The sequence below is a fragment of the Paenibacillus sp. FSL R5-0749 genome, assembly GCF_038595085.1.
Taxonomy (GTDB): domain Bacteria; phylum Bacillota; class Bacilli; order Paenibacillales; family Paenibacillaceae; genus Paenibacillus.
In genome coordinates, this window is record NZ_CP152005.1 from 6,182,023 (window position 1) to 6,198,485 (window position 16,463).

Genomic DNA, 16,463 nt, shown 5'->3' on the forward strand with positions numbered 1-16,463 from the left:
CACATCATCAAATGATTTTCTGTAGATCATTTCATAGAAAATCAACTGATACTAGGAGGGTTAAACATGTTCAAACAATCTTTACGCTGGAGAACAGTTTTGATGTATGCTTTGATATTCACTCTGGTTCTCCCTAATGTCCTTCTTCCTCAAGCTCATGCCTCCACTAACGGAAATGTGAACATACTATCCGCGGTTAATAACAACGTTGATCGTAATCTGGGAAACGTCGTTTATGCTAACGGGAAATACACTGCAGTGGGTGAAAAGGGACGTATTGTTCAATCCATAGATGGATTAAATTGGGCTGTAGTGAATACAGGAGTTTCTAACGAAAAAACATCATGGAGAAGCATTGTGTATGCAAACAATGTATATGTTGCAGTAGGGGTGGAATCTACTCCTAATAAAGCAAGATTGATCGTTTCGTCTGATGGTGAGACTTGGATTGACAAATCATCGGGAATTAATGGTGACATTTTGCAAAAAGTCGTTTATATTAACGGCAATTTTTATGCTGTTGGTGGAAAATGGCATGCCAGCGACCGAGCGCAAGATGTCGGCATTATTTATTCATCTTCGGATGGAGCAACATGGACGTTATGGAGTACCATGCCAAAAATTTGGCCTTCAAACGGTACTTCTAGCTCAAACTTTTATTTAATGGATATGGCCTATATATCAGGGAAATTTGTTGTCGGTGGTAATGTATTTTCCGGTTATGCATATTCAAGTAACGGAAGTAGTTGGACGAATGGTTTTTTGAATGGTACTTCCTCGTTGGAACGATTCTCGATCTATAATGGAAAGCTATATCTTATTAAAAATTCAACGATTGGTTACTCCAGCACTGATGGAATATCGTTTGTAACTGATCCCTCTTATGACAATACAATGGGTACTGTCAAAGTCGGAGCAACACTTTATCGTTTCGGTCAGGCAGGTAAACTGGACTCATCCACGGATAACGGCGTAAATTGGACTTCGGAGCCCACAGTAACCAATATGATCATCCAATCTGCAGCTTCGAATGGAACGGGTATGGTCCTGGTGACCTCCGCTCCGAATAGCCTCGTTGTTACTGCAGACAAGTCCGAATGGAAAAAAATCACGGGAAATCTTCAGAGCATCGCTTATAACGGTAGCAAATGGGTGGTTGTCGGTGATTCACTTTATGGAAATGATACAACGGATGGAATTATACTGCATTCCACGAGCGACTGGGAGCATTTAAGTACAACCAGCCAGACACTTCCTAAGGAAGGGTTTTCCAAAGTTACTTACGGGAATAACACTTTTGTTGCCATGGGTAAAAGAATCGGGGTATCCACTGATGGTGAACATTGGATACTCAGTGATCTTCCCGCAAGTGTAACGGGTAGAGTGGTAGCGCTGACCTATGGTGCAAGTGGAGGTTTTGTTGCAGTAACGGATAAGGGCGATAGCCTGTCTTCTATTGACGGCACCTTGTGGACGAAAGGTGATAACCTGGGGAGCACCTATGGTATTAATGTGAAGTTTGTAAATGGAGATTATATTGCTTTCGGGGAAAGCGGAGTCTGGCAGGCGGACGCAAGCGGATTACATTGGGAGCCTATAGTCTCACTTAGCAATTATGATGCTCCAAAATATTACCTGTTTAGTGATGTTACCTACGCTAATGGGAAATATGTAGTCACTGGCTCCGATGAACTTGGCAACCCATTTGTCTTGGAGTCAAGCGGAGTTTTGAATAATAGTTCAACGTGGATCAGACATAGCATCGATAATGTCAACGCAGTCGATTTAAAAGCAATCGCTTACGGTGATGGCGTCTATGTAACAGCGGGGATCCTATATGGAAGTACAGATGAATACATTATGTATTCTTCCTCTGATCTGGTGAATTGGACACCTTATGATGAGAATACATTCGGTATAAGTGGTCAGGGACTCAACTCCGTTATTTATCATGATGGAAAGTTCTATATTGTAGGTAATGACAACGCACGGATTGTACTCGGAGATGCTGCACCGAGCAGCAACAACGCGGGTCTAACCAATGTACTTGGACAGACTGACAGTGCTCCAAGGGGCGGAGATGGAACAACATCTGGGACAGCGGTTAGCTGGACAGTTAACGTATCTGACACGACCTCAACACTGGGACTAGCCGATCTTGTACTGGCAGACAATCAAGCCAAGATTGAGTTATTCAGCAACAGTGACTATACCACAGGTGCAGTTACAGGCAACTCAACAATCCCGCTCACCGCAGGTGGAGGTACCACTGCATACATTAAGGTGACGGCAGCCGATAACACAACCGTGAAATATTATGCAGTAACCATAAACCGTACAGCTACAGCTGAAACAACTCCAGTCGCTGTAATTAGCTATATAGATGAGCAATTGACAGGATTTATTCCTAATGCTGCATACTCAATCAATGGAGTTGGTGCTTCCGCGGACGGCTCAGGGCATATCGCTATCGACAATAGTTGGATGGGAACTACGCTGTCCATTGTAAAAACGGGCAATGGCATCTCAACTACAGATAGTTCAGCTCAAACATTGGTCATCCCATCTCGTCCTGCAACTCCAATTGGCATTGGCAAGACCGATGAAACATCAATCGGCGCTCAGGATGGTACAATTACGAATGTCACAGATCAGATGGAATACAAAAAAGATATCAACGGCTCATGGACAGCTATCGCCAACACAACTGTTACAGGACTGGAGCCGAGTATGTACTATGTTCGTACAAAAGCAACCTCCTCTGCATTTACATCACTGGAAACGCCAGTAACCATTGACTCGGCAGCTACTACACCAGAAGCAACACCAGCCGCTGTAATCAACTATGTGGACGAGCAATTGACTGGACTTGTGCCTAATGCAGCATACTCTATCAACGGAGCGGACGTTATTACAGATGGTTCAGGATATATCATCATAGACAACAATTGGATCGGAATCACGTTGTCCATTGTGAAAAGAGGTAATGACACCACCACAACAGACAGTTCCGCTCAAACATTGATCATTCCATCGCGTCCTGCGACTCCAACCGGAATCGACAAGACCGATGAAACCTTTGATGGAGCGAGTGATGGAACAATCACGAATATCACAGATCAAATGGAGTACAAAAAAGACGTCAACGGCGCATGGACAGCTATTGATAACACTACAATTACTAATCTCTCACCAGATCGATATTATGTGCGTACCAAAGCAACCTCTGCTGCGTTTGCATCACTGGAAACACCAGTGACCATTGGCTCGGCGTCTGCTACACCAGAAGCAACACCAGCCGCTGTTATCATCTATGCAGATGAGCAACTGACAGGACTCGTGCCTAACGCTCCATATTCCATCAACGGCGCAAGTGCCGTTGCAGATGGTTCAGGTCAGATCGCGATAAACAACAGCTGGATCGGTACCACGTTGTCTATCGTACAAACAGGTAACGGCACAACAACTACAGATAGCTCAGCTCAAACATTGGTGATTCCATCGCGTCCTGCGGCTCCAACAGATATCGGCAAGACCGATCAAACATTGAGCGGTGCTCATGATGGAACCCTTACGAGTGTAACCGATCAAATGGAATACAAAAAAGACATCAACGGCGCATGGACAGCTATCGCTAACACAACTGTTACAGGATTGGAGCCAAGTACGTATTATGTTCGTACCAAAGCAACCTCTTCTACGTTTGCATCATCAGAAACACCAGTAACTGTAGGTTCCAGTGCATCAATCCCTGCTGCACCGAATGTCACTGCGGATGACCAGAACAACACCATTATCGGGTTGGACACTTCCATGGAATATCAAGTTGATAATGGAGCCTATATCTTGTTTAACGGAAGTAATGCCCCTGACCTCAGCGGTGAACATACAGTTAAGGTGCGAGTAGCTGCAAACCGATCTGTTCCAGCCGGAACGGAAACATCACTTGAGTTCACTGCGAATCTTGCGACCGACCTGATCGTGGTCGCTGTTGATCCTAGCGGGTTAACAAATAACGGCAAAACACTCATTACAGTAACTCCTGCAATTCAGGTTAATGGACACCGCTTTGTTTACAAAAATTTTGGTAGCGGAAATATCAACGTTCCATCTATTGGTGATGTAGCTACAGGCTACGAAAACTGGCCGAACAATGGTTTAATCAACGCAGCAAACGGAGATAAAATCGCTATAGCTGAGGTAGATATCGAAGGCAAGATTGTAAGATTCGGATGGACTTCATCTGCAGTAACGAATGAGCCTGCTCCAGGGACCAGTAATCCTGATGTTCCCGTCGTCTCCCCACCTTCTGGGGGAAGCAACACCACGAATCCGAACACGAATAACGGCAACAATAGTACTAACAATGCAAGCAACGAAGATGTCATCATTATCGTCAACGGCAAAACTGAAAATGCAGGTAAGATAAAAACAACGGAAGCGAATGGTGTTAAAACCACGGTACTTGTCGTGGATCCGGCGAGGTTGCAAGCAAAGCTGGATGCAGAGGGCCCTCGGGCGATCGTCACTATTCCGGTCAAATCATACTCTAATGTCATTGTTGGCGAGTTAAACGGTCAATCAGTGAAAAGTATGGAACGTCTGTCGGCAACCCTGGTTCTCCAGACGGATCAGGCAAGTTACACGCTGCCTGCATCAGAGATTAACATTGATGCAATTGCCAAAAACCTCGGCAGTGGTCTGAAACTGGAAGATATCGTGGTTCGTATTACGATAGCCAATTCTTCGGATACCATGAATCAGATTGCATTAAATGCAGCAGCTCAAGGTGATTTTACACTCATTGCTCCACCTGTTGACTTCACCGTATCTGGAGAATACAACGGCCGAATGACTGAAATCACGAAGTTCAATGCATACGTTGAACGCAGAATTGCATTGTCCGCCGAGATTGATCCGAATAAGATTACAACCGGGATTGTTGTGGAGCCTGACGGTACAGTACGACATGTACCAACCAAGGTTGTTTTGGATCAAGGAACATTTTATGCTGAGATTAACAGTTTGACGAACAGCACGTACGGAATTGTATGGAACCCTCTGACGTTTGCAGATGTGGAGAATCACTGGGCGAAAGATGCGGTAAACGATATGGGTTCTCGTATGGTCATCCAAGGTGTCAACAATACTACATTCAATCCAGACATAGCGATTACACGGGCTGAGTTTGCAGCCATCGTCGTACGTGGATTGGGTCTCAAGCTGGGTGAAGGTCCACAACCATTCCGGGATGTCACTACGAAGGATTGGTATTCCAGTGCGGTTCAGACTGCAGCTTCCTACGAATTAATTAACGGTTTCGAGGATGGCACGTTCCGCCCGAATGACACGATTACGCGGGAACAAGCCATGACGTTAATCGCGAGAGCGATGAAGTTGACAGGTCTTGCAGACCAATACGCTGATCTGAATGCTAACGAAGTTCTCTCCGCGTTTAAGGATAGCGCTGATGCCAGCAGCTGGGCGAAGGGTAACATTGCATTGACAGCCAAGGCAGGCCTCATCAGCGGACGTAATGATGGTCAGCTTGCAGCAAAAGCTAATGTTACGCGTGCAGAAGTAGCAACTCTGATTCAGCGCCTGTTAAACAAATCCGACCTAATCTAAAGATTATGAGTTAGCTCGAAGACCGGCCTACTTTATAAGAGTGGGTCGGTTTATTTATTTTATCAGCTTACGTAATATAGACATTAATATAAATCAAGAAACTGTAGCCGCAATACAAAAGGTAACGATTTTCATGAAAAAAAAGACTGACGATATACTCGCCAGTCTTCCTTTTCCTTTATGATCGTCTGCCTTGTTTCGTAAGCTCGGCAGTTATTGTACATGTCGCATTTTCGGACAACATGACTTATCCTCGTATGTCGTCTGTCATGCTCACTGCTTAGCATGGATTCTGCTTCCTTACACCATTGCTGGTGCTTTTACTTCTACCGGTGGCAGTGCTTGCAGACCCGCCGTGTTCAGGAAGTTCCACGGTTTGTTGTAGTGTGGCTGGAAGAAGAAGTCGATGAAGGCCAGCTCATCTACGGTCATATTGTTTTGGATGCAGACCGAAATCGTATTAATCGATTGGGTCAGATCAACCTGAGACATCACCTGTGCTCCAACGATCCGACGAGTAGCCTGCTCATAGACCACTTTGAGCAACAGTTTCTCCGCCGTTGGCATGAACTCCGGACGATAGCTGTCTTCCAATACTACCGACTCCACAATCAGACCTTCGTCAGCAGCAGACGTTTCCGTCATCCCCGTACCCGCGATATTTTGCTCATAAATTTTGATACCCGATGTTCCTTGTGTACCCATATACGGTGTCGTAGGACGAACCAGGTTACGGGCTACAAGTGTACCCATCCGCACGGCGTTGGTTGCCAGTGGAATGTAAGATGCTTTGCCTGTCGGGTTGTAATGAATGGCACAGCTGTCACCCGCAGCGAAGACGTCTTTTTGACTGGTTTGCATATATTTATCCACGATGATTGCGCCGTTTGGCAGCATATCCACTTGGCCTTTGAGCAGCTCGGTATTTGGGCGGAAACCAATGCAGAGAATAACCAGATCGGTTTCGAACTCTCCTTTGGACGTGATCACCTTGGTCACTTTGCCATTCTCTCCAGTAAACTTCTGTACCGTTTGACCAAGAGCGAGCTTGATGCCACGCCCAGTCAGCGTATCTTCAATTGCATCTGTGAACTCAGGATCCAGGTATTTGTTCAAAATCCGGTCCACACTGTCGATCAGGGTAACTTCCTTGCCGTTCATCTGGAAAGCTTCCACCAATTCAACGCCGATATATCCGGCACCTACAACGGTAACACGTTTGGCATCTTTGGCTTTTTCAATAATTGTGTTGGAATGATTGTAGTTTTTGCAAAGTAAAATGTTGTCCATCTCAATGCCTTCAAGCTTCGGAACGACAGGCCATGAACCAGTGGTCACGATCAGTTTGTCAAACGTATCTTCAAATTCTTCCCCGGTTTGCAGGTTTTTAGCCTGAAGGGTATGGCCTTTGGCATCAACTGCTGTAACTTCATGAAGCATCTTGGTCTCAACACCAAGCTCTGCCAACTGATTAGGCGAAGAATAGAACAAGCCGTCAGGATCTTTCACAACCCCACCTACGTAGAGCGCAATGCCACAAGATAGGAAGGAGATGTTGTCATTGCGCTCATACACGGTGATGGTAGCATCCGGGTACAATTTAGCGGTATTTACGATGGCTGCGGTCCCTGCATGTGTACATCCGATAACTGCGATTTTCATTAAAAGTTCCTCCTCGAAATATATAAATGAGTTTGAATATAACGTTATTATAGTTGTGAAATATTTCACTTCCTGTTCGAGACTGTGTATGTGATTTATTTCACTTTATACACTTATTATAATGTGATCTTTTTCACATTGCAATAGGTTGAGCAAAAAAAAATTGTCGAAGGAGGTCACTCGCTTTATTTTAAGCCTTTCTTCCCTTCATTGTATTGATTTCATTGTCCCCGAATTTAGGTCTATTTATGCTATGCGAATGGCTTCCGCAACTCCTTGTCGTTCAATGTTTGTCGTACTCTGCGTGGTTCCTGTCTCGCTTGACGTCCCCCTGATGAGAGCTGCAGGAAATATCCCCTATGCTGCTCTGCTGCTCCTGCCCATTCTCCACACCCGATATGATTAAAACGGATGTTCTCCCTCAACAAGCCACGTATATAAAATAATCAAAGAAGCCTGTCCTTGCACATGCAAGGACAGGCTTCTCAAACAATCATGGTTTAACCGAGCAATTTCTCAATATCTGCGATCATTGTCTCCGGAGATTCTTTCGGTTCAACACGACCGACCACTTCACCTTCACGGTTAACAAGGAACTTGGTAAAGTTCCATTGGATGTCGCTCGTTTCACCTGCGCCAGGTTGTTGCTCCTTGAGGTATTGGAACAGGGGATGTGTATCCTCACCATTCACATCTACCTTGGCAAACACCGGGAAATTCACACCATAGTTAATTTGGCAAAATGACTCGGCTTCCTCGCTTGTACCTGGCTCCTGCCCTCCAAACTGGTTACAAGGGAAACCCAGTACAACGAGACCCTGATCGCGATAACGATCATAAAGTTTTTGCAATTCACCGTATTGCGGAGTAAGTCCACACTTGCTAGCTGTATTGGCAATGACCAATACCTTACCTTGATACAGATCCAGTGAGACTTCCTGGTTCGCGGTGGTTACCGCTTGATATGAATATACGGACATGACTGATTCCTCCCATGACAAGTGTTGGTTTGGGCTGCTCCGAGCACGCAAATATAACCAATGAACATACAGCCTGTCTTATCATTATAAACCTGATCCGATGTGATTACCAAATTCCGGGTCTGCACGTTCCCCTTCGCTCCCATGCGTTGCAAATTCCCCATAAACGCAAAAGAGCCGCCTGCGATAGCGCACAGCGGCTTCATTCTATAATGTAAGGACCACATAGGGCCCATTTGTTAACTTCCTAACGCTTGAACGCGCTGTTCTGTCCGTCCTCCAGCATGAACCATTGCACTGTTCATAACCATCTGCTCCGGTTGTTTCGGTTGCTGGCGTTCGCCTGCAAGTGCGTAGGGCAAGCAGAGTGGTACACCGGAACGCGGATCAATCACGATATCTGCTTCAATGTTGAATACTTCACGAAGCACATCCGAGTTCATGACTTCCACAGGTGAACCCTGAGCAATGGCTTTACCTTTTTTGATACCAATCATGTGATGTGCATAACGGGAAGCATGATTCAAGTCATGTACAACCATAACAATGGTACGGTTAGCTGTGGCATTCAGCTGCTCAAGCAGTTGCAGTACTTCAAGCTGGTGAGCCATATCCAGGAACGTTGTTGGCTCGTCCAGGAACAGGATATCCGTCTCTTGAGCAAGTGCCATGGCAATCCAGGCACGCTGGCGCTGTCCACCGGACAGTTGATCAATCGGACGATCGTGGAATTCTGTCATACCTGTCACTTCAATCGCCCATTCAATCATGCGTTTGTCTTCCGCCCGCATGGAGCCAAACCCTTTTTGATAAGGAAATCGACCATACGATACCAGTTCAGTAACGGTAAGTCCTTCAGGAGCGGTTGGATTCTGTGGCAAAATCGCAAGTTGCTTGGCAACTTCACGCGTGGATTGTTTATGGATGGACTTCCCGTCGAGTAATACATTACCTGCTTTTGGTGACATAATACGTGCCATCGTTTTCAGGATGGTTGACTTCCCTGATCCATTGGCTCCAACAAGTGCTGTAATTTTTCCTTGGGGAATCTGAATATTCAGATCCTCTACAATTAGTCTTTCCTCATAAGCGATATCCAGCTTGGTCGTCTCCAGACGAAACATGCGATCATCCCTCTCTCATTTATCCCGATTATGTAATCCGGCTATGACAACGAAAACGAAATTATAATTCTGTGTATTTCCGACGCAAATATCTTCTACACTAAAGATACTGATAATCATTATCATTTGTCAACATGAAAATGCAAATCTTCTGCTTGTTCCAAGCTTAATTTGGACCTTTTTAAGCAAATTGGAGTGGTTCTTTACGTTTACATATGAGAGCTTTTCTCATTCAGCACGCGCATTTCATCACTTCCGCTTATCTCCCAGGCACTTGAATCATTGATTTTGTGTCCGAATTGTGAATGTATCAATTTTTTGTCGTGCGATTGCTACATCTGGGGTGTGGATCAAAAAAAGATGACCTTGAAATCTAAAGTTCAAGGTCATCCCACATACACGTTTAATAAGATATGAAGTCAGCATATTTCAATATTTGATCAAAAGGTACTCAATGAATCTATGCAACAGGGCCAAATAAAATAACTTACAGCTTCGGCTGCGGCATCAATTGGATGACGGTCATCCCGCCCAGCGTACTCTGCACATTGGCAATACTCTCAGCATCAAGATCTGCTGGAAGATCAATCTGCAATCCATACGGATAGAGACGATCTGCATCTCCAATAGACATCTGTGCAGGATTGGTCGCATTCTCTTCATTGGATACGGATGTGTCAGGCGATGTCGAACCTGTATTAACTTGATCTGCATCGGTGCCTTGATCCGTGCCTCCACTCGCAGCATTAGACGATGCATTCGTCCCTGTATCCGTTGTTGTATCATTAGCAGGATCTGAAGTGTTATCACCCGATGTTGATGGGTCCGCCTGCTGATCGCCATCCTCCGCCTGCTCGTTGTTCCCCGCGGTTCCCGCTGACGACCCATCCGTGCTTCCTTCGGAAGTACTTCCTGAACTACCATCAGAAGGCTCTTGGTTATCCGGCTCTTCATTCCGATTAAAGCTCTCCCACTTGCCTGTGGTATCCAGCTCCTGGGTACTGCCATCTTTCATTGTCAATTGGAGTTTGCCTTGCTCAAACTCAGTGCTTCCCGTATCGTTTCTGAAACGGATCACCAGTTGAGCAGGTGATTGGGTACCCTCCTGTTCACTGGGAGGAATTATATAAGCAATCTGCTCCGCGAGCTGTACCTCGGGTTCAGACGGTATAGCAGGCTCCTGGTTAGATGGAGGAGATGCCGCTGGCGGCTCTACAGAATCTTTCATCCATGCATATGTACCGCCAGCAATACCCAGAACCAGGATCAAGAGGAGCAATCCGAACAGATTCTTCCTTTTGCCTGTTAGCATCCTCATCAATGTGGATGACAATTCTGTCTTGGCACGGTCATAGACCGGCTTCATTGCCTTGTTCGCTCTCGTATAATACGGTTTGAAAGCCGACTTCGACTTGAAAGCTTCACGGTCATGGGCCTTGAAATAGGCCACAAGGGCATCCGCATATCCTTTATGCGTATTGGAACCCCGAACAAACATACGTTGATCTCCTGACCATTCGAAAAATGGATACAGCCCTTCAACACGACTTGCATTGGTGCGGACGAACTCAATCAGGCCAGGATAATCCAGTCGGTTGCTACCGCTTCCTCCCCGATAAAAAGCCATCGGCAACGCTTCATAGGCCGCGATCCCCGGATGAGCCTGGAGCTCCACAGCAAGCCAGCGACGTGTCCAGCGTTGAAGATCATTGCGTTCCGGAAGGGAAAGTGCCTCCAATGCCTCATCTTCATTTCCCTCGCCACTAAGCCACGCTCTCGCAGCCAGCATCATGTTCGTTCGAGCAGATACATCAGCGCCCTGACGTGCTGCCCAATCCCGAACCTCATTGCCATGTTGCAATATATCAATGCTGAGTAGCTGCTCACGGTTAACCCGTTCCAGATCCAGATCCTGAATCATAAACAGATTAATGACATAAGCAAGCTTGTCTGCCAGTCGGGTTAACTCCTCCTGATATGCCGGATCTTGACTGACAGACAGAGGTGCTCCTTTTCGATTAGGGCGGGCTGTAGATTCAGACTGACCAATTCGTACCGTAATACCTTTATCATACATACCTTCAGCTGGTACCTGATCCAGTATGCTAACGCGCTGGAGTGCTTCATTCGCGGATTGCACCGGACTCGGTGCAGAACATAACCGTTCACGCAGCTCACTGGTTGTCCGCTCCAGCAAGTAGCTGTAATGAATCGCAGATGGATGAGCTGTAACCCATCTTCGGATCACTTCCACGACATTCCCTGCCGATTCGGTGCGTTTCAACTGATTGTCCAGATAAGGATCGAACAATAACTTGGTGAGCGATTCATTGGCAAGCACTTTATCGAAGAAAGCCCGATTCAGCTGGGTATCCCGATCCAACACAGCATACAATTCCTGCACCGCACGCATACGCTTCTGGGCTCGGGCATTATTGACACCGTATATGAAATAGTCCACTATCCAGGATTGCACCACAGGCGCGGCAACACGGAAGTATTCTCCAATGCGAGCAGCAACCGCTTCTTCGGGTACGTTCTCACGCTTCACGCTGTCCAGTTCCCGGCTGAGCAAGGTCAGGAACAGCTCGTTCAGACGGGAACGCTGCCGTGTTCCACCTTCCGGCTTCAGATAGGTCAACAAACCACTCAGAACATGACTTTTGTTATCCAAGTACAGATCTTCCCTGCCTTGTTCAAGACCATAGAACACCGCGAGTTCGCCATAGGCTTCGATGGAAAGCTCCCGTCCAGGTTCCATGCCAGACAACATCTCGTCTGCAAATGTATAGAACGCATCCGCAGCACCCGGTTCCTGCAATAAGGCCCAGGCGAATTCCGCATAAGGTAACTTCGCCACAGATGCATCCGCATGCGTCACTCTGCCGGATACCATATCAAAGGTGAAGTCCTTCTCCGTATTTCGGTCTTTCGGACGTAACGTCCCCCGCTCTACAAATTGGATATGGATGCCCTTCTTGGCCTGCGGCTCCTTGGCAAACGTCATGAATCCCAACTGCCGCCGGAATGCGTATGGTAACGCTGTGTACAGCAAACGCAGCAATCCTTTGGCCCCTGCGGTCACTTCTTCTGCGGGAAGGTCCAGTGCAATGTATACTTTTCTGCGTGTCGCTACAGACTGCATTACCGCGTAAAGCAGTCGCTTGAACAGCACTTCGTTCATCTTCAAGGCGTTCAGCATCTGGTTTGGCGATGAATCTGCACTCAGACTGGCACCAGGCTGAGCCCGTCCTTCTTGTCCAGCAGCTGCATCTCTTGCCGCGCCCTGTCCACTTCCAAGTGATGTAGGCAATTCAGCAAGCGTAGGCAGTACTGTACCTTGTTCGATGTCATAGGACGTGGCGAACATGACATCCAGCCAGCCGCCTTGCTTCATCTGCTCTTCCGAGCGCTCGGGAGACAAGACGTAGTTATGAGCAAAAAAGGCACTGCGCAGCCCCGTGAAATCCGCAGACTGGTACACATTTTGCCCAAGGATCGTCTCTCCACTCTCCAGATGAAGCAGGTGAATGGAAGCCGGAAACTTTGTCTCGTCCTTCTCGCTACGGCCAGTTAGCTCCGCCGGAGCGTCATAGACACAGTAGGGGTGAAGCACTTTTTTGATAAAAGAAGGGTCCAGTCCCGGCGATGCCGCAACCGTATCAAACCCCTCTGTTGTGCGGAACACCCCGCGCCGCTCTCGGGTATACAACTGTTGTTCAATGGGCGGGGTTACGGAAGAACGCATCATCCCACTCTCCCCTCAATGTACTTCAGCTTGTACAACAGCCACAGGAAGGGTTCATCCACGCGGATCGGGCTAACCACACCCTGCAATTTCATATCCACCGGATTGCTGCCCAGCGCAGATACGGCGAAATAGGCTGTATCCTTGAAGTACACATCCATCGTGCCCTTGAACGGACGATCCACCTTCTCGATAAAACGGCGGATCTCTCCGTCGATATTCTCGAACTCAGTTAAGTCGAAATAATCGCGGTGCACCATGTTGCGAAAGACGTTACTGTTAGATTTGATATAATCCCCCTCTTCATCCTTGAGGGAATGCAGCATGTCGCTTTTCGTGAGCACCACGGCTGTTGGAATATTCGTCTTGGCTTTGTCCTGATACGCGATAAAATCTCCAAACATCGTGAGCACCACGTCGCGCGGCTCATCGTATCGCGGTGTCCACTCGCCCGGCTCGTTGCCGAGGTTAATACGGATTTTGTCCCGAATCGAACGAATCTGAAGCGGGTCCACCATGAACAGGATACCTGCCGAGTTCTTGATGTGCTGCCCGTGAAGTCCGAGATAATCCTGCTCCACCATACCTTCACCCGCAACGTCAAAGAACACCAGTGTTAGCGGCGCTTTATCTTCGTCCTTGAACACAAACTGGAAGATAAACGGCTCCTGCAGCTTTTCCTTCTGTGTGGAATCCAGCAGATCGCCCCGTTCGAACAACGGTTCTTCATAATCCGCACGGAACCGGCGGCTGATCTCCGCATTCAGAGGCATGCAAGCCGCGTCAAAATGATCCGCTGTATAATGCTGCAATGTATGAATTAATGAAGTCATGTAGACGGATTTCCCCACTTGAGATGCACCGATAATGGAAATGATATTGCTGGGTGCTTTACCTGCCGTAACAGGTAGCTCGTTATGACATTGCGGGCACAAACGGCGACGTGTAACGACACCGTACCGATCGTTCAGACCCATCACGATATTATCGGAATAAATCCGATGTTCCTCCGGTACATCATGCGGAGCCAATACGGCCTCCATATCAAATACCGTGTCGAGTCCGAATCGTTCGCGATACCGATTCAACTTTGCATCTTCCCCGAGTGCGTAGTCCTCATCATCATCGCGGTGATGGGCGGCGCGGAACACCACCTCTTCCGGTGAAAACTTGCTGAAACAATAAGGACAGACAATATCGTAAAACAGCGGGCGTTCCTCCGGCTGTTGTCTCTTCAAAAACCGACTAAAAAAGCTCATAGCCACTCCCCTCCCCTAATCAGTCAGACTAAGATGATTTACAATCGCACTACGATGACAGATTAATCTTCCAATCGCTAGTCCAACGATCTAGTCTGATATAAGCCGATAGGCGGCTCCATATTTCGGTCCGTCCGTGAAGAATAATCGCACATAATCATCCTTGGCGACTTCAACGGGCGGCATCTCATTTCTTCCGGGAGCAAAATCACTCACAAAAGGATACACCGTACCATCTTCCTTATTCAGCGGCACCCCGCCCTGCTTGCGAACATAACAGAGGGCTTCCTTCGGAACAGGCACCTCCGCTGTGACGGTGATCAATACACTTTTTCGCTTCTGAAAAAAACCGCTCTTGTAGCGAATGGAGAAGCGGATGTCCGCCTTCCCAGCGCTTGCAATCACCATATTGTCTTCATCTCGTTGACGGATCAGCACAGGCCCGTCTTCCTGCATCTGACACACATACACCGTGTACTTAATGGCACCAAAACCCGTGATCCGATCTGTGTAACCGTTGCTCGCCTTATATTCCTCTCTTGTGTACAGCTTCAGCTTGCCCTGTGCAGACTCTTCCCCGGTACGATCATCGCTCATCATATCCAGCTCCAGCCGTTCCACATACACAGCTTCAACCCGTTCCGGCCAGAGCCAGCGAAGTGTACAACGCCCTTCGTCCACCGCAAGTGTCAGTTTTCGAATCAAGGGTGTCGAAGGGTCAGCATCCGTAAATCGCATTTCCATTGACCTCCCGACGTTAGAATCCTTTGCTGCGTGAATCTCTTGCTCTCTGACCGAATCCTTCAGCTGAAGAAGTTCCTCCGCCAGCTTCACGGCGTCCCCTGCTCTTCCGCGGCGTGTTCTCCTTGATCGGAACAATCCAGGAGAAGAGGGTCAATACGCCAGATAAGATGAGCATCGCACCAAGTCGTACGAAGGTATCCCCCACGTTCGAACCGTCGAGGCTCCATTCCAGCAGAAGCCCTGCCAGTAGACCCGACACCGCACCACCAATACCAAAGCTGAGCGCGAGATGACGGTTATCGAATACGAGTCCAAGGGATACACCCAATGCTACTCCAATCAGTAACACTGCTGCTACACGGAAAATCGCCAGATAAACGCTATGCTCCATCATACCAGTGCGCTCCGTCACCAGCGTCCGTTCATCAATCGTATCGTAGATCTGCTGGAATGCCAGATTCAGACCGCCGGAATCCGGTACATCATAGTACATGCCACCCGTTTGCTGGGCAATATTACGCAGCAGATCCGTACCCGATGGGTCCACCAGGCTTAGGCCGACTGTATTAATAGAAATCTGTTCATTGGTGTACTGGGACAAAATATCGGCCGTATCCGCTTCACTGAAGCCATCGGATAACAAGATGACAACCGTACCGCGTTTCGGGTCCTGTTTGCCCTGAATCTGTTCCATGCCTTCCCGCAGCACGGCATCAAAATTGGTGCCGCCTGAAGTCGTGACAATGCCATCAATTTTGCCATAAACCTCGTTCTTGGCCGCTTCACTATCCAGCGCAATAAACGGCTGTAACAACTGTGGCTGGTCATCAAACGTAATGACAGCTACCTGTTTGTCACTCTCCATTTGACTAATCAGTGTCTTGGCTGCTTCAAAGCGTCCGTTATCCGGATCTGTCTCGCTCATGCTGCCCGAGTTATCGATCATCAGTACGATGTCCTTCACTTGCTTCACACCGCCCGGATTGATCTGGTACAGCAATTGCAGCGCGAGTCCAACAACAAACAAGAGAGCGAGTGTTGCCGGAACAAGCAATTTCCACGACAGTCCCAGATATCGGAGCTTCCATGAAGCACCATTCAGCTTGGGTGAGATCATCTCTGCGATCAAACAGAACAATCCAACGCTCAGCGCCAGTACGCCAAAGTATAAGCCCATCAGCAACAGACGTGGCATCTCCCCAAGCCATTGACGCAGCATGATTTCTCCTGCCGCAAAGCCCACTGCTCCGCCAATCAGGCTGAACAGGACCAGGAGAAGATTGATTTTTCGCTGCATGTCCACATGCATCCTTTCCAT

General features: G+C 47.6%; 8 protein-coding genes. 1 reads left to right on the top strand and 7 read right to left on the bottom strand.

Annotated elements, in window-relative coordinates; translation table 11 throughout:
• Nucleotides 1–66 precede the first annotated feature (66 nt).
• On the top strand, nucleotides 67–5,628 hold the full coding sequence (locus MKY85_RS27635; RefSeq protein WP_342571259.1) for an S-layer homology domain-containing protein: 5,562 nt from the start codon (nucleotides 67–69) through the stop codon (nucleotides 5,626–5,628).
• 300 nt (nucleotides 5,629–5,928) lie between these two features.
• On the opposite strand, the gene MKY85_RS27640 is transcribed toward MKY85_RS27635, so the two are convergent.
• The 7 genes from MKY85_RS27640 to MKY85_RS27670 all read right to left on the bottom strand — a co-directional run bounded on the left by MKY85_RS27640 (nucleotide 5,929) and on the right by MKY85_RS27670 (nucleotide 16,442).
• Nucleotides 5,929–7,290 carry an FAD-dependent oxidoreductase gene (locus MKY85_RS27640; protein WP_339257747.1) on the bottom strand — a complete coding sequence of 454 codons (1,362 nt, stop codon included), beginning with the start codon at nucleotides 7,288–7,290 and terminating at the stop codon, nucleotides 5,929–5,931.
• Between the two features lie 500 nt (nucleotides 7,291–7,790).
• Nucleotides 7,791–8,270: a glutathione peroxidase gene (locus MKY85_RS27645; protein WP_339305213.1), complete on the bottom strand. Its 480-nt coding sequence runs from the start codon at nucleotides 8,268–8,270 to the stop codon at nucleotides 7,791–7,793.
• 239 nt (nucleotides 8,271–8,509) lie between these two features.
• A complete protein-coding gene (locus tag MKY85_RS27650; RefSeq protein WP_339238337.1) occupies nucleotides 8,510–9,394 on the bottom strand; it encodes an ABC transporter ATP-binding protein in 885 nt (294 codons plus the stop codon).
• 487 nt (nucleotides 9,395–9,881) lie between these two features.
• Nucleotides 9,882–13,145: a hypothetical protein gene (locus MKY85_RS27655; protein ID WP_342571260.1), complete on the bottom strand. Its 3,264-nt coding sequence runs from the start codon at nucleotides 13,143–13,145 to the stop codon at nucleotides 9,882–9,884.
• Nucleotides 13,142–14,401: a hypothetical protein gene (locus MKY85_RS27660; protein WP_339238341.1), complete on the bottom strand. Its 1,260-nt coding sequence runs from the start codon at nucleotides 14,399–14,401 to the stop codon at nucleotides 13,142–13,144. Before MKY85_RS27660 ends, MKY85_RS27655 begins: the two co-directional genes overlap by 4 nt.
• Before the next feature lie 90 nt (nucleotides 14,402–14,491).
• The gene (locus tag MKY85_RS27665; protein WP_339238343.1) at nucleotides 14,492–15,139 is read right to left on the bottom strand and encodes a beta-mannanase; all 648 of its coding nucleotides are present in this window, start codon (nucleotides 15,137–15,139) and stop codon (nucleotides 14,492–14,494) included.
• Nucleotides 15,140–15,158: 19 nt separating this feature from the next.
• A complete protein-coding gene (locus tag MKY85_RS27670; RefSeq protein WP_342571261.1) occupies nucleotides 15,159–16,442 on the bottom strand; it encodes a vWA domain-containing protein in 1,284 nt (427 codons plus the stop codon).
• Between the last annotated feature and the right edge of the window lie 21 nt (nucleotides 16,443–16,463).

Coding starts and splice junctions, on each gene's coding strand:
- MKY85_RS27645 (WP_339305213.1), bottom strand. CDS start 8,270: ATGTCCGTATATTCATATCAAGCGGTAACCACCGCGAACCAGGAAGTC.
- MKY85_RS27660 (WP_339238341.1), bottom strand. CDS start 14,401: ATGAGCTTTTTTAGTCGGTTTTTGAAGAGACAACAGCCGGAGGAACGC.
- MKY85_RS27665 (WP_339238343.1), bottom strand. CDS start 15,139: ATGCGATTTACGGATGCTGACCCTTCGACACCCTTGATTCGAAAACTG.
- MKY85_RS27650 (WP_339238337.1), bottom strand. CDS start 9,394: ATGTTTCGTCTGGAGACGACCAAGCTGGATATCGCTTATGAGGAAAGA.
- MKY85_RS27635 (WP_342571259.1), top strand. CDS start 67: ATGTTCAAACAATCTTTACGCTGGAGAACAGTTTTGATGTATGCTTTG.
- MKY85_RS27670 (WP_342571261.1), bottom strand. CDS start 16,442: ATGCAGCGAAAAATCAATCTTCTCCTGGTCCTGTTCAGCCTGATTGGC.
- MKY85_RS27640 (WP_339257747.1), bottom strand. CDS start 7,290: ATGAAAATCGCAGTTATCGGATGTACACATGCAGGGACCGCAGCCATC.
- MKY85_RS27655 (WP_342571260.1), bottom strand. CDS start 13,145: ATGATGCGTTCTTCCGTAACCCCGCCCATTGAACAACAGTTGTATACC.